This is a genomic window from Halpernia sp. GG3 (assembly GCF_052976925.2).
Map to the genome: position 1 here is coordinate 220115 of NZ_JBRIIR020000017.1, position 25427 is coordinate 245541.

25 protein-coding genes are annotated in these 25427 nt (G+C 32.7%); 12 read left to right on the plus strand and 13 right to left on the minus strand.

The window, feature by feature from the left end; all coding sequences use genetic code 11:
• Nucleotide 1 precedes the first annotated feature (1 nt).
• A complete protein-coding gene (locus tag ACVBED_RS10400; protein ID WP_473094972.1) occupies nucleotides 2-1372 on the plus strand; it encodes a tetratricopeptide repeat protein in 1371 nt (456 codons plus the stop codon).
• 5 nt (nucleotides 1373-1377) lie between these two features.
• On the opposite strand, the gene ACVBED_RS10405 is transcribed toward ACVBED_RS10400, so the two are convergent.
• The 4 genes from ACVBED_RS10405 to rplU all read right to left on the minus strand — a co-directional run bounded on the left by ACVBED_RS10405 (nucleotide 1378) and on the right by rplU (nucleotide 4670).
• Nucleotides 1378-1767 carry a DoxX family protein gene (locus tag ACVBED_RS10405; RefSeq protein ID WP_447120214.1) on the minus strand — a complete coding sequence of 130 codons (390 nt, stop codon included), beginning with the start codon at nucleotides 1765-1767 and terminating at the stop codon, nucleotides 1378-1380.
• A 54-nt stretch (nucleotides 1768-1821) separates the two neighbouring features.
• On the minus strand, nucleotides 1822-3618 hold the full coding sequence (gene lepA, locus ACVBED_RS10410) for a translation elongation factor 4 (protein ID WP_447120215.1): 1797 nt from the start codon (nucleotides 3616-3618) through the stop codon (nucleotides 1822-1824).
• A 339-nt stretch (nucleotides 3619-3957) separates the two neighbouring features.
• Nucleotides 3958-4215, minus strand: coding sequence for a 50S ribosomal protein L27 (rpmA, locus tag ACVBED_RS10415; RefSeq protein ID WP_473094973.1), 258 nt, complete (start codon nucleotides 4213-4215; stop codon nucleotides 3958-3960).
• 26 nt (nucleotides 4216-4241) lie between these two features.
• The gene (rplU, locus tag ACVBED_RS10420) at nucleotides 4242-4670 is read right to left on the minus strand and encodes a 50S ribosomal protein L21 (protein WP_447120216.1); all 429 of its coding nucleotides are present in this window, start codon (nucleotides 4668-4670) and stop codon (nucleotides 4242-4244) included.
• Nucleotides 4671-4881: 211 nt separating this feature from the next.
• On the opposite strand from rplU, the gene ACVBED_RS10425 reads away from it, so the two are divergent.
• Nucleotides 4882-5988, plus strand: coding sequence for an acyltransferase family protein (locus ACVBED_RS10425; protein ID WP_447120217.1), 1107 nt, complete (start codon nucleotides 4882-4884; stop codon nucleotides 5986-5988).
• A gap of 14 nt (nucleotides 5989-6002) precedes the next feature.
• Here ACVBED_RS10425 and ACVBED_RS10430 read toward each other — a convergent pair whose 3' ends face one another.
• On the minus strand, nucleotides 6003-6245 hold the full coding sequence (locus ACVBED_RS10430; RefSeq protein ID WP_447120218.1) for a hypothetical protein: 243 nt from the start codon (nucleotides 6243-6245) through the stop codon (nucleotides 6003-6005).
• A gap of 114 nt (nucleotides 6246-6359) precedes the next feature.
• Between ACVBED_RS10430 and ACVBED_RS10435 the strand changes: the two genes are divergently transcribed.
• Together ACVBED_RS10435 and ACVBED_RS10440 are read left to right on the plus strand one after the other, a co-directional pair.
• Nucleotides 6360-6974, plus strand: a complete 615-nt coding sequence (locus ACVBED_RS10435) for a DUF502 domain-containing protein (protein ID WP_447120219.1) — start codon at nucleotides 6360-6362, stop codon at nucleotides 6972-6974.
• 209 nt (nucleotides 6975-7183) lie between these two features.
• Nucleotides 7184-8560 (plus strand): tryptophanase, encoded by a 1377-nt coding sequence (locus ACVBED_RS10440; RefSeq protein ID WP_447120220.1) that lies wholly within the window; start codon nucleotides 7184-7186, stop codon nucleotides 8558-8560.
• An 88-nt stretch (nucleotides 8561-8648) separates the two neighbouring features.
• Here the strand turns inward: ACVBED_RS10440 and ACVBED_RS10445 are convergent, their stop codons facing one another.
• Nucleotides 8649-9890: a PQQ-dependent sugar dehydrogenase gene (locus tag ACVBED_RS10445; RefSeq protein ID WP_447120221.1), complete on the minus strand. Its 1242-nt coding sequence runs from the start codon at nucleotides 9888-9890 to the stop codon at nucleotides 8649-8651.
• Between the two features lie 171 nt (nucleotides 9891-10061).
• On the opposite strand from ACVBED_RS10445, the gene ACVBED_RS10450 reads away from it, so the two are divergent.
• The 3 genes from ACVBED_RS10450 to uvrB all read left to right on the plus strand — a co-directional run bounded on the left by ACVBED_RS10450 (nucleotide 10062) and on the right by uvrB (nucleotide 13992).
• Nucleotides 10062-10430: a BlaI/MecI/CopY family transcriptional regulator gene (locus ACVBED_RS10450; RefSeq protein WP_447120222.1), complete on the plus strand. Its 369-nt coding sequence runs from the start codon at nucleotides 10062-10064 to the stop codon at nucleotides 10428-10430.
• 3 nt (nucleotides 10431-10433) lie between these two features.
• Nucleotides 10434-11798: a M56 family metallopeptidase gene (locus ACVBED_RS10455; protein WP_473094974.1), complete on the plus strand. Its 1365-nt coding sequence runs from the start codon at nucleotides 10434-10436 to the stop codon at nucleotides 11796-11798.
• A gap of 202 nt (nucleotides 11799-12000) precedes the next feature.
• On the plus strand, nucleotides 12001-13992 hold the full coding sequence (gene uvrB, locus ACVBED_RS10460) for an excinuclease ABC subunit UvrB (RefSeq protein ID WP_473094975.1): 1992 nt from the start codon (nucleotides 12001-12003) through the stop codon (nucleotides 13990-13992).
• A 74-nt stretch (nucleotides 13993-14066) separates the two neighbouring features.
• Here uvrB and ACVBED_RS10465 read toward each other — a convergent pair whose 3' ends face one another.
• From ACVBED_RS10465 to ACVBED_RS10480, 4 genes are all read right to left on the minus strand, one after another.
• A complete protein-coding gene (locus ACVBED_RS10465; protein ID WP_473094976.1) occupies nucleotides 14067-14792 on the minus strand; it encodes a hypothetical protein in 726 nt (241 codons plus the stop codon).
• On the minus strand, nucleotides 14793-15500 hold the full coding sequence (locus ACVBED_RS10470) for a hypothetical protein (protein WP_447120227.1): 708 nt from the start codon (nucleotides 15498-15500) through the stop codon (nucleotides 14793-14795).
• Nucleotides 15501-15517: 17 nt separating this feature from the next.
• A complete protein-coding gene (locus ACVBED_RS10475; protein ID WP_447120228.1) occupies nucleotides 15518-16075 on the minus strand; it encodes a hypothetical protein in 558 nt (185 codons plus the stop codon).
• A 68-nt stretch (nucleotides 16076-16143) separates the two neighbouring features.
• Complete coding sequence (locus ACVBED_RS10480) at nucleotides 16144-16470, minus strand: PadR family transcriptional regulator (protein WP_447120229.1); 327 nt, start codon at nucleotides 16468-16470, stop codon at nucleotides 16144-16146.
• Between the two features lie 96 nt (nucleotides 16471-16566).
• On the opposite strand from ACVBED_RS10480, the gene ruvC reads away from it, so the two are divergent.
• Together ruvC and ACVBED_RS10490 are read left to right on the plus strand one after the other, a co-directional pair.
• Nucleotides 16567-17121, plus strand: a complete 555-nt coding sequence (gene ruvC, locus ACVBED_RS10485; RefSeq protein WP_473094977.1) for a crossover junction endodeoxyribonuclease RuvC — start codon at nucleotides 16567-16569, stop codon at nucleotides 17119-17121.
• 267 nt (nucleotides 17122-17388) lie between these two features.
• Nucleotides 17389-17835, plus strand: coding sequence for a DUF6799 domain-containing protein (locus ACVBED_RS10490; RefSeq protein WP_447120230.1), 447 nt, complete (start codon nucleotides 17389-17391; stop codon nucleotides 17833-17835).
• A gap of 819 nt (nucleotides 17836-18654) precedes the next feature.
• Here the strand turns inward: ACVBED_RS10490 and ACVBED_RS10495 are convergent.
• Complete coding sequence (locus ACVBED_RS10495) at nucleotides 18655-19191, minus strand: RNA methyltransferase (RefSeq protein WP_473094978.1); 537 nt, start codon at nucleotides 19189-19191, stop codon at nucleotides 18655-18657.
• A 57-nt stretch (nucleotides 19192-19248) separates the two neighbouring features.
• On the opposite strand from ACVBED_RS10495, the gene mutS reads away from it, so the two are divergent.
• Nucleotides 19249-21828, plus strand: coding sequence for a DNA mismatch repair protein MutS (gene mutS / locus ACVBED_RS10500; protein WP_473094979.1), 2580 nt, complete (start codon nucleotides 19249-19251; stop codon nucleotides 21826-21828).
• On the opposite strand, the gene ACVBED_RS10505 is transcribed toward mutS, so the two are convergent.
• Both ACVBED_RS10505 and ACVBED_RS10510 read right to left on the minus strand, forming a co-directional pair.
• On the minus strand, nucleotides 21829-22221 hold the full coding sequence (locus ACVBED_RS10505; RefSeq protein ID WP_447120231.1) for an energy transducer TonB: 393 nt from the start codon (nucleotides 22219-22221) through the stop codon (nucleotides 21829-21831).
• A gap of 177 nt (nucleotides 22222-22398) precedes the next feature.
• On the minus strand, nucleotides 22399-23610 hold the full coding sequence (locus ACVBED_RS10510; protein WP_447120232.1) for a BaiN/RdsA family NAD(P)/FAD-dependent oxidoreductase: 1212 nt from the start codon (nucleotides 23608-23610) through the stop codon (nucleotides 22399-22401).
• Between the two features lie 131 nt (nucleotides 23611-23741).
• On the opposite strand from ACVBED_RS10510, the gene ACVBED_RS10515 reads away from it, so the two are divergent.
• Complete coding sequence (locus ACVBED_RS10515; protein ID WP_447120233.1) at nucleotides 23742-24278, plus strand: acyl-CoA thioesterase; 537 nt, start codon at nucleotides 23742-23744, stop codon at nucleotides 24276-24278.
• Nucleotides 24279-24318: 40 nt separating this feature from the next.
• Nucleotides 24319-25362, plus strand: coding sequence for a thiamine-phosphate kinase (thiL, locus tag ACVBED_RS10520; RefSeq protein ID WP_447120234.1), 1044 nt, complete (start codon nucleotides 24319-24321; stop codon nucleotides 25360-25362).
• The last annotated feature ends 65 nt before the right edge of the window (nucleotides 25363-25427 follow it).

Genomic DNA, 25427 nt, shown 5'->3' on the forward strand with positions numbered 1-25427 from the left:
ATTGGAAGAATTTTTTGAAAATGAACTTGTTAAAAAGTTCGAAGACATGGTAGAAAATAATGAAGAACTATACTTCGATACCGAAGAATTAGAGGATATCATTATTTACTATCTGGAAATGGGAGATATTAGCTTTGCAGAAATGGCTACTAATTTTGCGTTGAAACTTCATCCCAATTCCCTGGAAATTAAAATAAAACAAATGGAAGTTTATTTGGATTTGGAAAATTACAAAAAAGCCAAAGAATTACTTTCAGAGTTAAAAGAATCTGCCCAAGAAAATACAGATTTTTTAATTTGTTGCGCCAAATATTACAGCAATTTGGGAAATCCCAAAAAATCTATCGAATATTGTGAGCAGGCTTTGGTTTTAAAAGAGGAAGAAAATTTCCTGCACAATTTCATTGCAGATGAATATCATAATTTGGGTGATCCATTTAATGCTTTAAAACATTATAAAATTGCTTTACAGCTTGATTCTCAGGATGACTATTCTTTAGAAAATGCGATGGTTTGTTTTAATGAAATGAATCGTGGTGAAGAAGCTATTGATTTTTTAAATAAATATTTAGACGAGTTTCCTTTTGCAGAAACTGCTTGGTACGAGTATGGACAGTTTTTCTTTAATAAAAAAAATTATGAAGAAGCCATTAAAGGTTTTGATTTTCTTTTAGCGATAAATTCTCAATCAGTAGGCGTTTATGCGAATAAGGCAGCGTGTTTTGAGGCGATGAAAGACTGGCAGAAAGCCATAGAAGTTTATGAAGAAATGCTGGATTTGGAGTACACAAAAGCCTTCACGCTTTACAAAATTGGACTTTGCTATAAAGAAGGAAAATTACCCATTCAGGCACTCAATTACTTTCAAAAATCTTTACGCGAAGATCCACAGTTTTATCTTTCTATGACGGAGCAATCTTATATTTATGAGGAAATGGGCTCTATGAAAGAAGCTTTACATTTCGCAAAAGAAGCAGGGTCATTAAATGAATTTAATCTTGATTATCAAAAAAGATTAGCATTTTTACACATTGATGCTGGAAATTTTGAAGAAAGCGTGGCATGCATAAAAATCCTTTTGGATCATGAACCATCACGCTTTTACAATTGGTACGCTTACACCGAAGTTTTAATGCTTCTAGGCGACTTTCCAGAAGCTTTGGAGGCTGTTGAAAAAGCATTAAAAGTTCACAATCGAGCAGAACTATTTTACCAAAAAAGTAATTGCCATTTTCACTTGAATCAGGAGAAACAAGGCCGTGAGAGTCTTAAAACCGCGCTGAGTTTAGATGCAGATTTATCGGAAGATATGCAGCTGAAATATCCCTTCATCAAGGATCAGGTAAAAAAAGTTCGGACTAAAAAGAAGTAAAGTTTCTATTTTTTCTTTAATAATTTCCAACCTTCTGTAGAATAAAGTGTGAGAAATATTAGCACTGGTTGGAAAAATAATCGCCCTAACCTTTTCGCATCGGTGTTTAAACCAAAGCCGTCTAAATGTTGTTGATACTGATGAATATTCCCCGGGGAAATAAGGACGTAAAATATGGCTAAAATTAAACCAACATATTCTTTTTGCTTTGCTAAAAAAACCATGGCCAGACCAAACGAAATTTCCACAATTCCGGATGCTAAGACTACAAAATCCTTGGAAAAAGGAATCCCATCTGGAACTTGAACTTGAAAGGTGCCCCGCAGGAAAGAAAGATGACCGATTCCTGCGCCGATCATCGCTAAGCCTAAAGCAACTCTTATAAAATTTTTCACCTCGGATTAATTCAATAAAAGTGCCGAATAATTTCCGGAAAACTGAAATCGGAATTAATCATTCAGTTTCAAAACTGCCATAAATGCCGATTGCGGTACTTCTACACGACCGATCTGTTTCATCTTCTTTTTACCTTCTTTCTGCTTTTCTAACAATTTTCTTTTACGGGAAATATCACCACCGTAACATTTTGCAGTAACGTCTTTTCGTAAAGCTTTAATGGTTTCACGGGCAATTACTTTGGCGCCTAGAGCCGCCTGAATAGCGATATCAAATTGCTGACGCGGAATCAACTGGCGTAGTTTTTCACACATTTTTTTACCAATGTTAAAAGCATTGCTATCGTGAATTAACGAAGATAAAGCATCGACCATATCTCCATTAATTAAAATGTCCATTTTAACAAGTTTTGACGCACGCATTCCAATTGGATGGTAATCAAAAGACGCATAACCTTTTGAAATAGACTTTAAACGGTCATAAAAATCAAAAACAACTTCGGCTAAAGGCATATTAAAAACCAATTCTACTCTATCGGAGGTTAAATAAGATTGGTTTACAATTTCACCGCGTTTCTCAATACACAAGGTCATTACACTGCCGACGAAATCTGATTTTGTAATGATTGAAGCTTTAATGAAAGGTTCCTCAACGCGATCTAAGGTGGTGGGATCCATCATCTCTGAAGGATTATTAATCAAAATAGTTTTTTCCGGCTCTCTTTTAGAATAACCATGGTAAGAAACATTTGGAACGGTTGTAATGACGTCCATATTAAATTCGCGGTCTAATCTTTCCTGCACAATTTCCATGTGAAGCATTCCTAAAAAACCGCAACGGAAACCAAAACCCAAGGCTGCCGAACTTTCTGGTTCGAAAACCAACGACGCATCATTTAATCTCAACTTTTCCAGCGAAAATCTTAGTTCTTCAAAATCTTCGGATTCTATAGGATAGATTCCCGCAAAAACCATCGGTTTTACTTCTTCAAAACCATCAATTGCTTCAGTTGCGCCATTTTCAAATGAGGTGATTGTATCACCTACTTTTACTTCACGTGCATCTTTTATTCCAGAAATAATGTAACCAACATCACCACACAAGATTTCTTTTTTAGGCGCTTGTTTTAATTTTAAAGTTCCGACCTCGTCGGCTTCATACATTTTATTGGTCGCCATGAACTTGATTCTTTGGCCTTTTTTAATACTGCCATTAATCACTTTAAAGTACGCTTCAATACCGCGAAAAGGATTATAAACAGAATCAAAAATCAAAGCTTGCAAAGGAGCATCTGGATCACCAACTGGCGCTGGAATTCTGTTGACAATATGCTCTAAAAGGTCAAGAACACCTTCTCCGGTTTTACCCGAAACTCTTAAAACATCGTCGTATTCGCAACCGATTAAATTCATAATTTCATCCGTTACTTCTTCGGGATTGGCGGAAGGCAAATCAATTTTATTTAAAACCGGGATGATGGTTAAATCATTTTCCAAGGCTAAATATAAATTGCTTATTGTCTGTGCCTGAATACTTTGCGCTGCATCCACGATGAGAAGCGCGCCTTCACACGCGGCGATGGAACGGGAAACTTCGTAAGAAAAATCAACGTGTCCTGGCGTATCAATTAGATTTAAAATATATTTCTCGCCATTATGCTCGTAATCCATTTGAATGGCATGGGATTTTATGGTAATTCCGCGCTCTTTTTCAATATCCATATCGTCCAAAGTCTGCGCCTGCAGTTCTCTCGAAGTAACGGTATTTGTATATTCTAAAAGACGGTCTGCTAAAGTAGATTTACCGTGGTCAATATGTGCAATTATGCAGAAATTTCTGATGTTTTTCATGAATTTTATATCGTGCGCAAATTTACTACTTTTTAAAGTAATTTTCAGGTTTAGAATTATGCTTCAATTAAGGTTAAAATTTTTACATTTTGAATTAAATACCGCTTTCTATATTTTAAGGAAGACAATCTTACGCAGCCCGACTTGAGTGGAAATCCTTTTTTTGCATTTGAAAAAAAGATTGATTCAATTCTTATCCATTTTTTTATTTGAATCATCGAAACTCATTCTTCGTTTTGGGAACGGAAGGCGGAAAAAGCTACCCAAATAATTAGAAGAAATGCTAAACAAAAAAATCCCGAATAAATCGGGATCTTAATTTTATAAAACGCTAATTTCTTATGCGTTCGGCTCGATAGATACAAAAGATCTGTCGTTTGCTTTCTTTCTAAAAACTACTTTGCCGTCTACTAAAGCGTGCAAAGTGTGGTCTTTACCCATTCCTACGTTTAAACCAGGATGGTGCGTTGTACCTCTTTGTCTCACGATAATATTACCAGCGATAGCGGCTTGTCCACCGAAAATCTTTACACCCAATCTCTTGGAATGTGATTCTCTACCGTTTTTGGAACTACCAACTCCTTTCTTATGTGCCATTTTATTTTAAGGTTTTTGGGTTAATGTTATTCTGCAGACTCGCTGTCAGTTTTTTTAGTTGCTTTTTTCACTGCTGGTTTTTCTTCCGCTGCAGTTTCTTTTTTAGCTTTCGGCGCCGCTTTTTTCTCCTCTTTTTTGTCATTATCAAAACCAGTAATACCAGTAATTTGAATTTGAGTTAAAGACTGTCTGTGTCCGTTTTTCTTTTCGTAACCTTTTCTTCTTTTCTTTTTGAAGATTATTACTTTATCAGCTTTCAGGTGGTTGATTATTTCAGCATCTACGGTAATACCGCTTACAGCCGGGGCGCCGATAGTTGTTGCTCCGTTCACAGTAAGAAGAACTTTGTCAAAAGATACTTTTGAACCTATGTCTCCTTTCAAACGGTTTACAAACAGCTTTTGGTCTTGTCCAACTTTATATTGGAGCCCTGCTATTTCTACAATTGCAAACATTGTTTATAAATTTTTAATTAATTCAGGGTGCAAATATAGAGAATATTTCTAAATTACAGATCATAAAATTTAGATTTTTTCTAAAGTGGAATTTATCTATTTTTGAAGAAGTTAAACCTAATTATGAAATCGTCCGCAAAAAACTTCGCAAAAAAGCATTAAGCGAATTTTGCGATTACATTTGACTAAAAAAAAACAATAAATATTACAAATGAAAAGAGACCTCTATATAGATTTTGCTAAAGGACTTGCAACGCTTTCTATTATATTTATTCATACCGCATATTGGTCTGGACAATATTATATTTCGCCCGAAATTAGAATATTTTCTTTGGTTTTTGACGTTCCTATTTTTTTCGCACTTAGCGGGCTTACTTCTGGCAATAATATAGAAAAAACACTTTACCGTCTTTTGAAACTGCAAATCACTTATATGATTTTCGTAACCTTCCTCTTTTTCTTAGATTATTTTTTCAAGGTTTTTGGTTTAAACTTTTTTGGATTGGTTTGGTTGCAGGATTTTTACGCAACTTTCGGGTCGAAATATGTCCCACAAAATATTTCAACAATTCCACAATGGCAAAATCTCGGCAATTGGTATTTGCACCAATATACCAATGCCGACACTTTCCCTGTTGTGATGGGGAGCTTTTGGTATTTAAAAGTCTATTACATTCTCACCGTTTTTGGTGTTTTAATTTTAAAATTTTTCCCGAAACACATTTGGTTTTTTATTGGAGTTTGTCTGGGCTGTACTTTAATATTTAATATTTTCCCACAATATTATCCAGGTGGCGAAGTGGGCTACGTTGCTTACTATCTAGCCGTATTTTTAGTGGCGCATCAATTAAAGGGAAAAAAAATACCGACAAATTGGATTCCAGTTTTATACGGATGTTTGGGGATTTCACTCGCCGTTTTATTTTACACTTTTGGAAAAGATGCTTTTTATCTGATGAATAAGCAAAAATTCCCGCCAAAAACCGGTTATATTTTATGGTCATTATTTTCTCTAATTACAGTTCTGATTCTATATAACAGATTAAAAATCAGTAAAGACAATGTTATAAATTACATTGGCAGAAACGCCATTTTCTTCTATTTTGCCCAGGGCATGAGTTCCTCTTTGGTCTATTTTGTGGTCGTTCCATTAAAAGAAAATATAAACTGGATCCTATTGATGGTAATAATTTACCTCATCAATGTTTCACTTGCCGTTGGGATCGCACTCAGTTTAAAGAAACTGGATAGTTTTGGATGGAAAATTTTAGAATTTTTACGAAAAAAAACAGCTTCTAAAATAGAAACTGTTAGATAATTTTAAAAGGAAATTTAGTCTCTTCTACCGTTACCTCTTGAAATTAAGGCAACAATAATAATCAGAAAAACTGCACCAATTACCCAATAAACTGGGTTTGTATACCAATCTGTAGATGTCGTGGTTTTTGTCGTATTTACATCAACTTTTAGATCCGCCGCTTTCTCTTGAGCGAAAGCTGCGATACTAAAAAAGGCGGTAAAGAAAAAAATTGAAATTTTTTCAGTTTGTTTCAGAAAAATGTTTTTAGTTTGCATAAGTTTATTTTTTGTTTAAGATTGAAATTCAATATTTATGCCAGTAAAATTAACATTTGCGTGTAATAACTTAAAGATATCATAAAACCTTAACAAATTATTCAAAAATAACCAATGAATAGCAAATTCAATAACTACCTGAGACTTTTTCTTCGCTTCTTTTTACAAGGATTGGTAATTATTGGTCCAATCGCTGCTACCATTGGTATTATTTGGTATTTTATCTCAGGAGTAGATAATTTAATTCCCTCAATTTCTGCTCAGTTTCCGGGGTTGGTTTTCGTACTTGTTATCCTGGCAACCGCTTTTGTGGGTTTTATCGGTAATAAATTTATTTTAGGAAAAGTTATAGTAGACAGTCTTGATTATGTTTTGGAACACACACCTGGAATTAAATTTATTTATACCTCATTTAAAGATGTCATGTCTTCATTTGTAGGAGATAAGAAGAAATTTAATGTGCCCGTTTTAGTTCAAACATCAGAAATTCCAGAAATCTGGCGTGTTGGTTTTCTAACGCAAAGTGACTTATCTTCAGTCGGTTTTCCAGGCTACGTTTCCGTCTATATGCCACAATCCTACGCCGTTTCCGGTTGGGTAGTTTTTGTATTAGCAACTAATGTCAAAATTTTAAAAAATGTAGACGCTGCAAATGCCATGAAATTCGCTGTGAGTGGTGGCGTTGCAGGTTTTCATTCAGATGCCGCTGTTTTTAAAGCACCTGAATAGATTCTCTATTTTTTTGGCGGACTTTTCCGTCTTCCGCTCTCACTCTTTTTATTGCACGCACGCGCGAAGAGCGCGCTCCCACAAATAAAAAGGAGTTCCGTTCAAGTCGGGCTGCAGATCTTCGCTATTTCCAAAAAAATTTTTTTGATAGAAAATCTGTTCACAATTCATCAATTCACTTTTTTACTTTTTACTTTTAAATTAAACCAATGAAATTACCTTACGCAGAACCGTATAGAATAAAAATGATTGAAGAAATTTATCAATCAACTAAAGAACAAAGAATTCAGTGGCTAAAAGACGCTCATTTTAATCTGTTTAATCTCAAAAGTTCCCATGTTTACATTGATCTTCTCACAGACAGCGGAACTGGCGCAATGTCCGATAGACAATGGTCTGCGCTAATGTCTGGCGATGAAAGTTACGCGGGTTCACGTTCGTTTGAATCCTTACATGAAACCGTAAAAAATCTAACAGGATTTCACTATTTGTTACCAACGCATCAAGGACGCGCCGCAGAAAATATTTTATTTTCAGTCCTGGTAAAAAAAGGAAACATCGTTCCTGGAAATTCCCATTTTGACACCACAAAAGGTCACATTGAAATGCGAGAAGCGCACGCAGTAGATTGCACTATAGAAAAAGCCTTTAACGTCGATGACCTTCATCCATTTAAAGGAAACATTGATCTAAATAAATTAGAAGAAGTTTACAAAAATCATCCAAAAGAAGAAATTCCTTTTTGCTTAATCACAATAACTTGTAATTCCTCCGGCGGCCAACCAGTTTCACTTGAAAACATTAAAGCCGTAAAAAGATTGTCTGACCAATACGAAATCCCTGTTTATTTTGACGCTGCGCGATTCGCCGAAAATGCTTATTTCATTAAAACCCGAGAAGTTGGACAGGAAAATAAAACCATAAAAGAAATCGCCAAAGAAGTTTTTTCTTATGGTGATGGAATGACGATGAGTTCTAAAAAAGACGGCTTGGTCAATATCGGTGGTTTCATCGCTTTGAACAATGAAAAAATTTTTCAGGAAGCGTCGAATTTCACTATCATTTTCGAAGGTTTTATTACTTACGGTGGAATGGCAGGACGCGATATGGCAGCTTTAGCGGTTGGTTTAAACGAAGCCACAGAATTTGATTATTTGAAAAGTAGAATTTCTCAAGTAGAATATTTGGGGAAAAAATTGATTGAATATGGTATTCCAATTCAGAAACCGATTGGCGGACATGCTATTTTTATTGATGCTTTGAAGTTTTTACCCCATTTAAAAAGAGAAGAATTTCCCGCACAAACTTTAGGCTTAGAATTATTTAAAGAAGCCGGAATTCGCTCTGTAGAAATTGGAACATTACTCGCAGACCGTGATCCAGAAACCCGAGAAAACCGATATCCGAAATTAGAATTATTGCGACTGGCAATTCCCCGTAGAACTTACACCAACAACCACATGGACTATATAGCTGTCGCTTTAAAAAATGTTTTTGACCGCAGAAATGAAATCAAAAAAGGCTACAAAATCATTTGGGAACCAGAAATTTTAAGACATTTTACTGTAAAATTAGAAGAAATTTAGAAATCAAAACTTTTTTATAATAATTAAATTGTGCAGTTCAAAAACCTTTTGCTGCACAATTTTCTTTTAAACTATATAATTACTTTATTTATTTTTTAGAAATTTTATAAAGTTTTCCACTATCTGTAATCGCATAGAGGTTACCATCTATTCCATTTAAAACATCACGAAAACGTTCATTTTTATCGCCAAGAAGCCATTCTTCGCCCACAACTTTATTAGCATCAATTTTTAATCGGATGATTTTTTGACCGCTCAAACAACCCAAAAATAGATCGGCTTTCCATTCTGCAATGTTTCCGGTATAAAATGTAATGCCACTCAGTGAGATTGATGGATCCCAATAATAAACTGGTTGCTCAGTTCCAGCTTTGTGGGTCGTTCCATTATTAATTTTTTTGCCGTTATATTCAATTCCATAAGTTACATCTCCCCAACCATAATTTTTTCCAGGTTTAATTAAATTTATTTCATCACCGCCTTTCGGACCCATTTCCGCTTCCCAAAGTTGTCCATTTTCATCCATCGCCAAACCTTGCGGATTTCTGTGACCGTAGGAATAAATTTCAGGTTTAGATTTAATATCATTTAAAAATGGATTTCCTACGGCAGATTTTCCATCTTTTGTAATTTTTAAAATTTTTCCTAAATAAGCCATTTTGTTTTGTGCGTAAGGTCTCGTTTTCAAATCTGAGCGTTCGCCAGTACTCACAAAAAGATTTCCATCTTTGCCAAAAAGCAGACGGCTGCCAAAATGCTTATCGCCATCATAAGTAGGTGTTGCTCGAAAAATCACTTCAGGATTTTCAATTAATTTTTCATCACTTGAAAGTCTTCCTTTTCCAACGGAGGTGTGATTTCCACCAATTACTTTTTCAGAAAAAGTCCAGTAAATTGTTCGGTTAGAATTAAAATCTGGATCCAGAGCGACATCCAGAAGACCGCCTTGACCTTTTACGTCTATGTTTTGAAAGCCATTAATTTCAGACTGTAATTTTCCGTCAGTCCCCAAAATCTTCATTATTCCACCTTTTTCAGTCGCAAGAAATCTACCATCTGGTAAATTAATAATCCCCCAAGGTTGCTTTAAATCTGAATTTATGATATCAACTGTATATTCTGCCTCAGATTTTAGACCTTGTACTCTTGTTTGGTTCTCAAATGATGGTTGATATTCCGGTGAATTTTTTACCAAAGTTTCCGGATTTGGCAGTTCACCATTTACTTTAACGGTGGTTACTTCTTTATTATGACTCTGTGAATTTCCGGTACAAGAAATTAACAAAGTAAAAAAAACAAGCATTATCGATTTTATAAGTAGATTATTCATAATAAAGTTTAAAAGTGCTGAAACAAAAATTATTCCTTTAAGACATTGATTGATAATTATTTATTTACAAAATTCAAACTATTTACATCAATTTTTTATAAATACCACAAAATAATTTGCACATTTAAATTTTTATTCTACATTTGTAGAACATAATAATTTATTGTAGAAATGAATAAGAAATTAACGGACACGGAAAAAATATTAATGGACTTGCTTTGGGAAAAAGAAACTGCTTTTATGAAAGATCTTTTAGACGCCTTTCCCGAACCGAAACCAGCGCCAACAACAGTTGCAACACTTTTAAAACGGATGCAAAATAAAAATCTTGTTGGTTACAAAACATTCGGTAATTCTCGGGAATATTTTCCAAAAATTGAAAAAGGAAAATACTTTACCGGCGAAATGAAAGGTTTAATCAATCAGTTTTTCAATAATTCTGTGACACAGTTTGCTTCATTTTTTACCGCAAATGCAAAATTATCGCAGAAGGAACTCAAAGAACTTCGGGATATGATCGATAAACAAATAAAAGATTAAATTATGGAAATATACATTTTAAAAATTGCTCTGTGTTCGTCTCTATTAATTTGTTTATATTATCTTTTCTTGGAAAAAGAAAAAAGTTTTCGGTTTAATCGGTTTTATTTAATTTTTGCTTTGGCTTTTTCTTACTTAATTCCATTTTTGAGTTTAAATTTTCCAGAAAAGCCCAAAACTCAAACAGCGCTAATTTTTCAAGACACCAGTTCTCAAATACTGATTCCTGCAAATACCGTAAATTCTGGATTTAATTGGAGTCAATTATTGCTCATAATTTATACAGTAATTACGCTTTTTCTCTTGGTGAAAAGTATAATTTCTATTGTTAAAATTTTAAAACTAAAAGGAAACATTGTCCAAGTAAATAATCCGAAAATTAAAATATTAGAGGAAAATCTATCGCCTTTTAGTTTTTTTGGAACGCTTTATTTAGGTAAAAATTATTTTAAAAATTATAAAATTGATGACCGGATTTATCTTCACGAAAAAAATCATATTGATCAAAAACACAGTTTGGATTTAGTATTTATTGAGGTCTTAAAAATAGTTACCTGGTTTAATCCTGCACTTTATTTTTACAAAATAGCAATTATTACCAATCACGAATTTTTGGCAGATGAAAATGTTTTAGCTAAAAACTTTGAAATAAAACTCTATCAACAATTGATCTTAGAGGAAATCTCAACTTACCAAAATAGAAATTTTACTAATCAATTTAATTTTAACAATACCAAAAAACGATTTATTATGATGACAAAACCCAACTCCAAATTTGTGACACTGAAAAAGGTTTTTACGTTGCCCATTTTTGCTTTGATGTTTATTTTGTTTGTGCAAAAAACATATGCAGAAAATAAAACTGAAAATATATCTGCCAAAAAAATCAGCAAAATTGCTTTCAAATCAAACGACAAGAAAATTGTTTTGGATAATGCCAAAAAAGATGAAATTATAAAAACAGATACTTTAAAACCTAAAAAACAGATTTTAGAACAAAAACCTGAAATTGCAACGCCTGCGATTCCACCAACACCACCAAAAGCACCAAAAGTTGAAACCGTAAAAACGAATGCGGAATTTCCTGGGGGAATCAATGCTTTTAGATCAGGTGTTGCCTCTAACTTCAACACCGCAGTTATGACTGGAAAGGAAGGTTTAGTAAAGTCAGAAATTTATTTTAATATTGATGAAAATGGAAAAACCTCAAATTTTAGAGCAGAAGGAAGCAATGAAACATTTAACAAAGAAGCAATCAGAGCAGTTTCAACAATTAATTCTTCCCAATTATGGAAACCTGCAACTGAAGATGAAAAACCAGTAAAATCGGTTTATAAATTGCCATTAACAATTAAGTTTGCAAATTGATAAATACTAAGGTATAAAAAAGAGTGAATTTTATTTGCTCTTTTTTTATCTACTCAATGTTGAGAGAATATAATTTTAGATTATTCTAGGTAATAAAATTCCAATATTTTAATATTTAGGGTAATTAAAGTTCCTTTCTTTTTTTCGTAATTTTGTAAAGAACAAAACTAAATTTTTGTTCTTTTTTTAGTTTAAAAATAATATGAAATTTCAATTAGAATCAGAATATAAACCGACCGGAGATCAACCGCAAGCCATTGAAGGTTTGGTAAAAGGTTTAAATCTTGGTGAAAAATACCAGACACTTTTAGGTGTAACAGGTTCTGGGAAAACTTTTACGATCGCGAATGTCATCAATGAAGTTCAGAAACCAACTTTAGTTTTGGCGCACAATAAGACTTTGGCGGCGCAATTATTTATGGAATTCAAAGAGTTTTTTCCAAATAATGCCGTGGAATATTTTGTAAGTTATTACGATTATTACCAACCGGAAGCGTTTATTGCATCATCTAACACTTACATTGAAAAAGATTTATCCATCAACGAAGAAGTAGAAAAATTAAGGCTTTCTGCTTCTGCAAGTTTGCTTTCGGGCAGACGAGATGTTCTAATTGTAGCGTCAGTTTCCTGTATTTACGGCATCGGAAATCCCGCAGAATTCAATAAATCTTTAATTGAAGTTGAAAAAAACGAAAAACTTTCCCGTACAAAATTACTTCACGCTTTAGTTAGTGCGCTTTATTCCAGAACGTTGAACGAGTTTCAACGCGGCACGTTTCGTGTGAAAGGCGATGTGGTAGATATTTATCCGGCGTACGCAGACAGCGCGGTTCGTATCCAGTTTTTTGGTGATCAAATAGATACGATTCAAAGTTTTGATCCCGTTTCCGGAAACGTATTAGCAGATTTTGAAAATATCAGGATTTATCCCGCTAATTTATTTGTGACCTCGAAGGACACGATGGTTGGAGCGATCCGTGCCATTCAGGATGACATGGTAAAACAAGTCGATTTTTTTAGAGAAATAGAAAAACCATTTGAAGCCAAACGTTTGCAGGAAAGGACGGAATTCGATCTGGAAATGATCAAAGAACTTGGCTATTGCAGCGGAATTGAAAATTATTCCCGCTATTTGGATGGAAGGCTTCCTGGAACTAGACCTTTCTGTTTATTGGATTATTTTCCGAAAGATTTTTTAATGGTCATTGATGAAAGTCACGCGACAATTCCACAGGTTCACGCGATGTATGGCGGCGACAGAAGCAGAAAAGAAGTTTTAGTAGAACACGGTTTCAGACTTCCCGCTGCGATGGATAACCGTCCCTTAAAATTTCCCGAGTTCGAGGAAATGCAAAATCAAGTGATTTATGTTTCTGCAACACCCGCAGATTATGAACTTGAAAAATCTGGCGGCACTTATATTGAACAAATTATCAGACCAACAGGTTTGCTGGATCCACTTATTGAAATAAAACCTTCTGTGAATCAAATTGATGATTTAATTGAGGAAATCCAAAAACGGGTTGAAATTGACGAGCGCACTTTAGTCACAACTTTAACCAAAAAAATGGCGGAGGAATTGACGAAATATTTTGTGAAATTTGGCATCAGAACACGTTACATTCACTCTGACGTAGAAACTTTAGAGCGTATTCAAATTATGCAGGATCTTCGTTTAGGCGTTTTTGATGTTTTAGTTGGTGTCAATTTATTGCGTGAAGGTCTGGATTTACCTGAAGTTTCTTTAGTCGCGATTTTAGATGCTGATAAAGAAGGAATGTTGCGTTCACGCCGTTCTTTAGTGCAAACAATTGGTCGGGCAGCGAGAAATATTAACGGGAAAGCCATTCTTTATGCTGATAAAATTACAGGTTCCATGCAACGTGCCATTGATGAAACTGATTATCGCCGGGAAAAACAAAAGGAATATAACGCCGAACATGGCATGGTTCCGACCGCTTTAAATAAAAAAATAAGTGAAAATATGGTGGGAAGAAGTAAAGATTTTCCCGATCCAAAATACACACAAAAAGATCTGCTGCAAAAAGTGGCGGAAGAAAAAGCCTCTTATGGTGAAAATACAGATCTTCTGATTGCAGCCAAGAAAAAAGCCATGGAAAAAGCGGCGAAAAATTTAGATTTTATTGAAGCGGCAAAACTAAGAGATGAAATTGCGATGCTAAAAGTGGATTAAAAATTTTTTAATCGCAAAGTCATAAGGGATTTTCGAGGTAAATTCACAAAGGGTATAAAATTTTTAAAATTAATTTAATCCGGTTTTAAATATTTTAAAAATGGTTTTACAATTTTCAATTGTATTAAAAATTTAATTTGAGAAATAAATGTAAAAATTGCCATTGAAAACAAAGTAAAGATTCCCAAATAAATCAAAATTACCCGCCAAAATTCTATTTTATTTGAAGGGGAATAATTAAAAATTTGAAAATATTCCGGGTGATCTATTGTTTTTTGTAAATATTGCATTAAAATAACCAGAAATGTTAAAATGAGAAATGTATATCCTTGATGAAGTGTGAGAATGTGATTTTGATATTTTCTCGGAAACCAAAACTTCTTAAAATTGACGATTAAATTAATTAAAGGTAATGAAAATGTTAAGGAAAGTAAACCTGCTAAAAAATATTTAAAAGCAATATCTGATAAAACTAAATTTCCTAAAAGCGCAAGAAAAAGACCTAAAAAACTAAATTTCAAAGTAGAAAATAAATTTACCCGCAAAATATTCTTAGAAATTTTTCGCATAAAATCATTAGAGTCATTCATATCAAAACCGCCCGCCCAAGATAATTGCAAATCTTTCCGCCAATTTTCTTTTACTTCTTTAAAAGCCTCAGGAAATTGCAAATTTTTATCAAATTCTAAATTTTTTATCTGCGAAATAAAGTGATCCTGAACTTCGATTAAAATATCAATCGGAAGTTTCTTGGACAAGAGATAATTGCGGATTTCTGTTTCTTGTTGTTCTTTTAACATTTAAGTAAATTTTAAATGCGGTTTTATTTTTTTCAAAGTTTTACAGTATTTTACTTGATTTATTGCTGTAAAAATATAAGAAAAAACCAAAACAAGATAAGTTGTAAGTTTTAAAAAAGCGACAAAAGATAAATAATGGTTGAAGATTTCATTGGTCCAAGTTTGCATAGGATTTAAATATACTAATCCAAAATATCCCAAAGAAAACACCGTGAAAATATGCCATTGAAAAATCGAAACTTTATAATCTTTCAGTTTATTTTTAAAATTCAAGTACACATAAATCCAATTGAAAATAATACTTCCATAACAAAGAATTATAGATGTAATTAAAAATCCCTTTACTGAATTGTTGAAAACCTTATAATTTGCGTTCAATAATATTATTGATAGAAGAAAAATGAAAGTAATAAAAATTAGAAATGTAATTTTAAAAATATTATAATTGGCTTCTCTTTTAAATTTTCTCTCAAAATTCGTAGTTGGAATGCCTGCATTTCCAATCTTATAAAATGGTTTTGAAAAAGTCAAGTCTTTTTTCCAGTTTTCTTTAGTTTTCTCAAACGTATCTTTGAAACCCAAGTTTTCTTCTTTTTCCAAATCTGAAATTTGCGAAATAAAGTGATCCTGAACTTCGATTAAAATATCAATCGGAAGTTTCTTGGATAAAAGATAATCTCGAATTTTATTTTGTTCTAATTCTGACATAAAATATGATTTCTTTCTCAAGATATTAATACATTGATTTTTTTCTCGTAAAAAATAAAAAGTTGTATTTGTGTACAAACTTGAAAAACGAGAATTAAAATAAAAAAACTATTTCTTATATCATAAACTGGAGTATAAATTTTTAAAATAAGCGGAAGTAATACATAAAATAATAAAATTGCAATTAATTGACTTTTTAAAATTATAGGGTGTAATGAAAAACTGATATATTCAAAGAATGTTAACTTTTTAAATATCAAATTGTATAATAAGATTAAAAATGCTGTAAAGAGCATAAAGATTAAAATATAAATTGAAACTTCAGCATTAAATAAATTCAAAATAAAAAAAAGAATTGTATATGACAAACTTCTAGCAATAATTTTATTAAATCTATTTTTCAAAAGTTTTTTTTCTAAAGAAGTGATTCGTTTAAACGATAAAAAAGCTCCTTTAACCATTTTTAATTCATCTTGCCAAAGTATTTTTGTTTTTAAAAGAGCTTCTTCAAAACCTAAATTTTCGTCATCTCGTAATTGTGTAATTTGAGACATGAAATGGTCAGTAACTTCCATTAGAATAGAGTTCGAAAGTTTTTTCGCCTTTAAATAGTTACAGATCTCGACTTTTTGTTTTTCGGTAATCATACGTTAAAAATGGAATTTAGATTAAACAGATAACTTTTCATTTCTACTTCCTGCTCGCTTTGTTGGCGTTTCCCTTTATTGGTGAGGAAATAATATTTACGGTCGCGACCATTTACATTTTGCAATTCTGCGAAAATCAATCCTTCATTTTCTAACTTGTGAAGTAAGGGATAAAGTGCGCCTTCAGTCATTTCTAACTCGCCTTTCGTGAGTTCTTTCGCGCGCTGCGTCAGTTGATAACCATACATTTTTACTTCAGACGATAATAATTTTAAAATGATATTCTGAAGTGTTCCTTTATATAATGAATTCTTTTTAGCCACAATTTTTGTTTTAATACCTAACAAAGTTATACATAATTTTCTTATGTATAAAATATTTTTCAATTTTTTTAAAACTTAATCTTTAAATTTGCCTTAATGCAAAGCGAAAAAATAATCTTAGGAATTGATCCAGGAACAGCAATTATGGGTTTTGGCTTAATTTCGGTAAAGAATAATAAAATGGAACTTATTTCCATTCACGAACTAATATTAAAAAAATACCCCAATCACGAGACTAAACTAAAAATTATTTTCGATAAAACCTTGGCTTTAATTGATGAATTTCATCCAGATGAAGTGGCTTTAGAAGCCCCATTTTTCGGGAAAAACGTACAATCAATGCTGAAATTGGGTCGCGCACAAGGTGTCGCAATGGCGGCCAGTTTACATCGTGATGTTCCAATTTGCGAATATTCCCCAAAAAAAGTAAAAATGGCTATTACCGGGAATGGAAATGCGAGTAAAGAACAGGTTGCTGGAATGCTCAAAAATTTATTTAATTTAAAGGAATTTCCAACAAAATCTTTAGATGCATCTGATGGATTGGCGGTCGCAGTTTGTCATCATTTTAATTCTGGAAATATTTCAGCCGAAAAATCTTATACCGGATGGGATGCTTTTCTAAAGCAAAATCCGGAAAGAAAGAAATAAATATATTAAACTTTATATTAATTTTTAAAACTGCAGGTAAAAATTAATTATAAATTTAAAAGTTTACTTTTATTTTGTCTAATGCGCTTATCATTGATTGTAAAGAATTTAAAATGTAATAATAGATTTTTTTCCTGGCAAGTTTCGGATGACCTTTAAATTTTAAAAGGAACAAATATTTAGAAATTATCAATTTTGTATCAAAAATAGAAATTCATTTAATTATTTAGATTAAATTAGCATAATTAATCCAAAAAATTTAATCTTATGAAAAAAGTAATCTTATTAATGGCTGCAACTGTTGTATTAGCTTCATGTAAGAAAAAGACAGAAACAACCAACACTATGGCAAATTCTGATAGTTCTGCAATGATGAGCGACAGTAGCGCTATGGCGGCACCTGCAATGGCAGATTCAACTGGAATGCAAGCTGCTCCAATGGCGGCAGATGCTCCTAGCAGTTCTATGAAAAATGGCGGTATGATGATGAAAGACGGTAAAATGATGATGATGAAAGACGGCAAAACAATGATGATGGACAAAGACATGACGATGCCAAATGGCGACAAAGTGATGATGAATGGTCAGGTTATGCATAAAGACGGTACTAAAATGATGATGGAAAACGGAATGATGATGGACAAGGACGGAATGATGATGGATAAAGATGGAAAAATGATGCCTAAAGACGGTAAGATGATGGAAAAAAAATAATTTTTAAATTATTTGTAATTACTAGCCAGCTAAGATATTTCTTAACTGGCTTTTTTCTTTTAAATTAAAATTTTGTGACTGCATGATCTTCCAAAATTAAACACAATTACTTCGAAAAGTTGAAAAATAAATAAATCCAATCAAAAGCTTACTTTTAATCCGACGCCATTAAAATTAATTTACCTTTTTTGAAAAATCAATGCTTTCAGTGCTATACATTGTAAAGAATCTGGCTTAATAATTTGAGTAAAGTTTTGAGTAAATCTCTTTAAATTCCAAATGCATTTCCAGTTTTTAAAAAATTAATTTAGCGATTATTTTCTACAGTCAACTTTTACCAAAGGCATTTTAGACGACTATTTTAAACTATTGTAATTGCGACCACCGCTAAGATCATTAATTTTTTTTAATCTATTTTTCTTAATCTATTTTTCTTAAAATTAAAAGTAATCCCAAAGAATAAGAAATATCTGAACCGTTGTTTCCTATTTTATAAGCAATTACAGTTAATTGCTTATAAAAAATTTCCTATCTGATTATTATTGAAATATACATTATAAGTAGTTACAATATCTTTGAAACGGATCGTTATCCTTTCAAAAAAGAATTTCCCCGTCATTCTATTGCATCCTGCGAAACAAAAAAATAATTAGTACTTGCATTTTTTTAATTGATGCTAACTCATTACTGAAGTGGAGTCATTCTTAATAATTTGAATGTTTAAAATATTTGATTTAGATTTAGATTTATTTTTATAAGTAATTAAAAACTTACAAAATTCCATTTTATCTTTGAATTTAATTACTTATAAAAATAAATCTAAATCAAATTTTTAAAAAATTCCCAAATTATAATACCTCCGCAAACACTGACATTTAAAGAATGCTTCGTTCCCATCTGAGGAATTTCTAAAAAATGATCATAAAGTGAAAGCGCATTTTCACCTAAACCATCAACTTCATTACCCAAAACAACTGCATATTTTTCAATTTTTTTAATTTCAAATTTTTCTAAGGAAATACTATTTGTAGTTTGTTCAATACCAATTATTTGATAATTTTCCTTTTTTAAATTTCTCAAGGCTTGTTCAATCGATTCTACATGAATCCAATCTACACTTTCTGTAGCACCCAATGCAGCTTTGTGAATTTCCCGATGCGGCGGTTTTGGCGTGATACCACACAAAATAATTTTATCTACAATAAACGCATCAGAAGTTCTAAAAACGGCGCCCACGTTGTGCATACTTCGTACGTCATCTAAAACCACAACAAGTGGGATTTTATTAATTTCTTTAAAAGTTTGTACGTCAATTCTCCCGAGTTCTTCCAATTTCAATTTCTGCGTAGGCTGCATTTTTCGTATTTTTGACAAAATTAAGATTTTTAACCTAAAAATAATTCCAAAAATTTAATGTCTAAAAAAGAAACCCCTTTAATGACGCAATACAATGGTATCAAAGGAAAATATCCTGACGCCCTGTTGTTATTTCGTGTGGGCGATTTCTATGAAACTTTTGGCGCAGATGCAATTCGAGCATCAAAAATTTTAGGTATTGTTTTAACGAAAAGAGCCAACGGCGACGGACATATTGAATTGGCTGGTTTTCCGCACCATTCCATTGACACTTATTTGCCAAAATTAGTCCGTGCTGGTTTACGTGTAGCGATTTGTGACCAATTGGAAGATCCAAAAACGGTAAAAGGCATTGTAAAAAGAGGCGTTACCGAATTGATAACGCCCGGTGTAACTTTTAATGATCAGGTTTTAAGTTCTAAAAAAAATAATTTTTTGCTTTCGCTGCATAAAGAAAAAGAAAAATTCGGGATGGCTTTTGTAGATATTTCTACGGGAGAATTTCTTATCGCTGAAGGAAATTTAGAAAAATTATTACACCTGGTTGCAACTTTTGACCCAAGTGAAATCATTTACCAAAGAACTTCAGAAATTCCCTCTCAATTAAAAAATAGAAGTTGTTTTAAATTAGAGGATTGGGCGTTTCAATATATTTATGCAAATGAAAAACTGACCGCTCATTTTAAAACAAATTCTTTAAAAGGTTTTGGTGTTGCTGATTTAAAATTAGGAATTACCGCAGCCGGCGCAATTTTCGCCTATTTGGTAGAAGACACGCATCATTCTCTTTTACAACATATTACCAAAATAAATAAAATCCCGCAGGATGATTATTTAATGATGGATCAGTTTACGTTGCGTAATTTGGAAATTGTCTACTCTAATCATCCGGAAGGAAAAAGCTTGCTGGATATTATTGATCTAACCATTACGCCTATGGGTGGAAGATTACTGCGCAGACGTTTAATTTTACCTTTGAAATCTGTCAATGACATTAATCGCAGATTGAATTTAATAGAATTTTTTAACAACGAAGAGAATCTTAAATTTGAAATTCTAGACCAGTTGAAAACGATTTCAGATTTAGACCGGTTAATGGGAAAACTCGCGGCAGAAAAAATTTCACCGAAAGAGCTCGGTTATCTTCGCCAGAGTTTAATAAACATTCAAAAAATAAGAGAATTATTGCATCAGTTTCCAGAAGTTTCAGCTTGGATTCAGCCCTTGGATGAGCAAAAAGATTTAATTATCTATTTGGAAAATAATCTCAACCAAGAATTACCTGTCAATTTATACAAAGGAAATGTCATCAAATCAGGCATTTCTGAAGAGCTGGATTATTTGCGAAGTTTGCAGAATAAAGGTAAAAATTTCCTTGATGAAATGTGCGCACGCGAAATTGCACGTACTGGCATTACGAGTTTAAAAATTAGCTTTAATAATGTCTTTGGTTATTTTATTGAAGTTCGCAATGCACATAAAGACAAGGTACCGGAGGAATGGATTCGCAAACAAACTTTGGTAAATGCAGAACGTTATATCACTGCGCAACTTAAAGAATACGAAGACCAAATTTTAGGCGCAGAAGAAAAAATCTCAAAACTGGAACATGCGCTTTATCGAACAGTTTGCGAAGAAGTGATGAATTATCTCGATAGAATTCAAGATAATTCTAAACTCATTGCAAAAATTGATGTCGGAATTTCGTTGTCAGAATTAGCGGTTACTGAAAGTTATACAAAACCTATTCTAAACGATTCTTTTGAAATAAATCTGCAAGAAGCACGACATCCGATTATAGAAAACGCATTGCCGTTGGGTGAAAAATATATTCCCAATGATATTTTTTTAGATAAAGATTCGCAGCAAATCATCATGGTGACCGGACCAAATATGGCGGGGAAATCTGCTATTTTACGTCAAACCGCAATTGTGTGTTTATTAGCTCAAATTGGATCTTTTGTTCCGGCAAAACATGCTGAAATTGGAATTTTAGATAAAATTTTTACACGAGTTGGCGCAACCGATAATATTTCTTCTGGCGAATCTACTTTTATGGTGGAAATGAATGAAGCCGCCAATATTCTAAACAATATTTCCGACAGAAGTCTTATCCTTTTAGATGAAATTGGCCGCGGAACTTCTACTTACGACGGTGTTTCAATTGCTTGGGCGATTGCCGAATATTTGCACCAACATCCCACACAAGCTAAAACGTTATTTGCCACACATTATCATGAACTAAATGAAATGACGCTCAATTTTGAACGCATTAAAAACTTTCACGTCTCAATACAAGAAAATAAAGGCAATATTATTTTTTTAAGAAAATTAATCTCCGGCGGAAGTGAACACAGTTTCGGAATTCATGTGGCCAAAATTGCAGGAATGCCTTCAAAAGTGGTCAACCGCGCCTCTGAGATTTTAAAAACACTTGAAGAGTCTCGCAGCACCAAAGGGAATTCTGAAAAAATAAAACGTGTGACAGAAGAAAATCTTCAGCTTTCATTTTTCCAATTAGATGATCCGGTCTTGGAAAGTATCCGTGAAGAATTAACGAAAATTGACATTAATACTTTAACGCCAATTGAAGCTTTAATGAAACTGAATTCCATTAAAAAAATGATTGGGAAATAATTATTTATAATTGATATTTAACGGAATTCTATATCGGCTTCTTACTTTTTGACCATTAATTTCCGCTGAAATCCATTTATCTGTAATTTTACTTACTGCTCTAATGGCTTCTTTATTAAAACTTTCATCATTACCATCTGCTTTTAAATTTGAAATTGTTCCATCTCTTTCAACTAAAAATGTAATTTCGCAAAAAATATTTTTTTGAGATTTAATCTTCTTCATTCTAAAATTATCCAAAATCATTTTTCGAAAAGCATCAATTCCTTTTGGAAATACTGAAGGATGTTCATTTGTTGGAATGATTTCTTCTTTATGTGCGATAGAATCTTTAAACTGCGAAGAAGCAAAGCCAAAAGTAAATAACGCAAATATTAAAATAAATTTTCTCATTAATTTTTTTTATAGAATTTTTCGCTGATTCTAAAATCTATATCAAAACGAAAACAAACGCGGCAACTGCATCAACCGCAATTCCTACAGAAGTGAGAATATCTAATTTTCTTCTTCTCACTCTTATCCAATATAAAAGATTTATGACTGACTTGCAATTAATTTTTTTGTTAAATTTTACCTTTTATTATTTAAATCTTCCGCAATAATCCATGCTTCACTCCAACAAGCCTGAAAATTAAAACCGCCAGTTACCGCATCAATATTTAAAACTTCACCAGCTAAATAGAAATTTTCAATATTTTTTGATTCCATGGTTTTAAAATTAATTTCCTTTAAATCCACACCGCCAGCAGTTACAAATTCATCTTTGTAAGTTGATTTACCCGTTACTTTCATCTTTCTACTGCATAAATTTTCTAAAATATTTTGTATCTCAATTTTATTTAACTGCGAAATATTTTTAGTTAAATCAATTTTTGATAGCCATAAAATACGATGCCAAAATCTACTTGTAATATCAAAAATTTTCGTTGTCCCTATTGATTTCTTCGGATTATTTTCTTTAAAATCTTTAAATAAATCTTCTGCATCAGAAATTTCAATTCCTAAAAAATTGATTACAATTTGAAAATTGTAGTTTAAACTTGCTAGTTCTAGTGCTTTCCATGCAGATATTTTTAAAATTGCCGGTCCAGAAAGTCCCCAATGTGTAATTAACATCGGTCCTGATCCTTCTATTTTTAAAGCTGGAATTGAGACTTCCGCATATAAAAAAGAAGTTCCCATCAAATCTTTTAAAGCGTCATCTTTAATATTAAAAGTGAAAAGTGAAGGAACGGGTGGAACCGTTTTAAAATTCAAATTCTCTAAAATTTTTAAAGATTTTGGCGCACTTCCCGTGCAGTAAACCAGATAATCCGCAATAAATTCATCGGACTTTGTTTTAACTAAGAATTGCTCCTTTTCTTTGGTAATACTTTGAACAGATTGTTGAGTTTTGACTTCAAATTTTTTATTTTGAATTTCATTAACAAAACAATTGATAATACTTGACGAAGAATTACTCTCTGGGAAAACTCTATTATCACCTTCGATTTTAACTTCAATATTTCTTTTTTCCAACCAATCCATCATATCTGCTGGCTGGAATCTACTAAAAACACTTTGAAGTTCTTTATTCCCGCGTGGATAAAAATTAACTAGTTCTCGTGGATCAAAACAGGCGTGCGAAACGTTGCATCTGCCGCCGCCAGATATTTTTACCTTTTGCAAGACATCAGAATTCTGCTCTAAAATCACAACATTATATTTTTCCTCGTCCAAATTAGCTGCACAAAAAAAACCTGCCGCACCGCCACCAATAATTACAATTTGCTTTTTCACCATTTTCGTGATATATCCATTTTTTTTAGCTTATCTAAAGTTTAAAACATCTTAAAGGTTATTATTTTCCAAAAATACGATTTTTCTAAGCCATCTTTAATGTGTAAATTTGACCTTTAAATTTTCTAAAAAATATGTCAGAATTTCACTATAAATTTGAGGTAAGATGGAGCGATATTGATGCGAACCGACACCTTGCAAATTCCAGTTATGTAGAATACTGCGCACAAACTAGAATGGCTTTTATGAATCAGGAGCAAATTGGTTTGTCACAGCTTTCACGGTGGGGAATTGGTCCCGTTATTTTGCATGAACGGTATTCTTTTTTTAAGGAAATTTTAGCTGACCAAACCGTTTTTGTGACTTTAGAAGTTGCTGGAACTTCTGATGATGCAAGTATTTACCAATTTATTCATAAATTTTATTTGCCAGAAGGAACACATTGTGCCACATCTGAGGCTACCGGAGTTTGGATAGATACTATGTTGCGGAAAGCAACAACTCCGCCAGAGGAAATATTAGAAGTAATGGAAAAATTCAAAGATAAAAATTGCAAACTTTTAACAAAAGATGATTTGCGAAATTTACCTTTCAAACCAGAAAATGTGGAGGCTTTTCACAAAAGAAACACATTCACTTGGAAAAAAAACAAAGAAGAAGAATCTGAATAATTCATTCGGACCTTTCTACACTTTAAATTAAAAAATAAAAATGCTCGAAGAACAATCAAACGAATTAACGCCCATTTCTAAATTAGGAGAATTTGGCTTAATAAAACATTTAACCGAAAAATTTAGTTTTAAAAATACTTCAACTGAAATTTCTATCGGGGATGACGCTGCAGTCATAAATCCTGATGGGAAAAAAGTAGTGATTTCTACCGATACTTTAGCGGAAGGTGTTCATTTTAATCTCGGCTATGTTCCTTTAAAACATTTAGGTTATAAATCGGTGGTTGTGAATTTGAGCGATATTGCTGCAATGAATGCTGTTCCGACACAAATATTGGTTTCTTTGGCTGTTTCAAATCGTTTTCCAGTAGAAGCATTAGAAGAAATTTATTATGGAATTTCTTTGGCTTGTGAGAAATACAAAGTCGATTTGGTTGGCGGCGACACAACAAGTTCTCAAACTGGTTTAGTTATTACCATCACAGCAATTGGATTAGAAAACTCTGAAAATATAATTACAAGAAAAGGTGCAAAGCCGAATGATTTATTGGTTGTAACCGGAGATTTAGGCGGCGCTTATGTCGGTTTGCAAATATTAGAAAGAGAACATTCAGTGTATCTTGCAGATCCAAATATGCAACCCGAAATGGAAGGTTATGATTATGTTCTGGAAAGACAGTTAAAACCAGAAGCGCGAACCGATATTAAACAGATTTTAGCAGATTTAGATATCAAACCTACTTCTATGATTGATATTTCTGATGGCTTGGCATCAGAGATTTTACACTTATCGGAACAAAGCAAAATTGGTTTTCACGTTTACGAAAATAAACTTCCGTTAGACTCTGTAACAATTTCTACAGCCGATGAATTAAATCTTAATACGACAATGTGTGCCTTAAATGGCGGCGAAGATTATGAATTATTATTCACAATCTCTCCAAATGACTTTGAAAAAATCAGAAATAATCCCGATTTTTCAATCATCGGTCACGCTGTTGATTTAGAACAGGGAAATTTTTTAATTGCGAGTGGTAGTAATGAGTTGGTAGCTTTAACGGCGCAAGGATGGAAGGCTTTTTAAAAAATAGATAATTACGCAAAATAAAAATAGCCACTCAACACTGAGTGGCTATTTTCAATTATAAG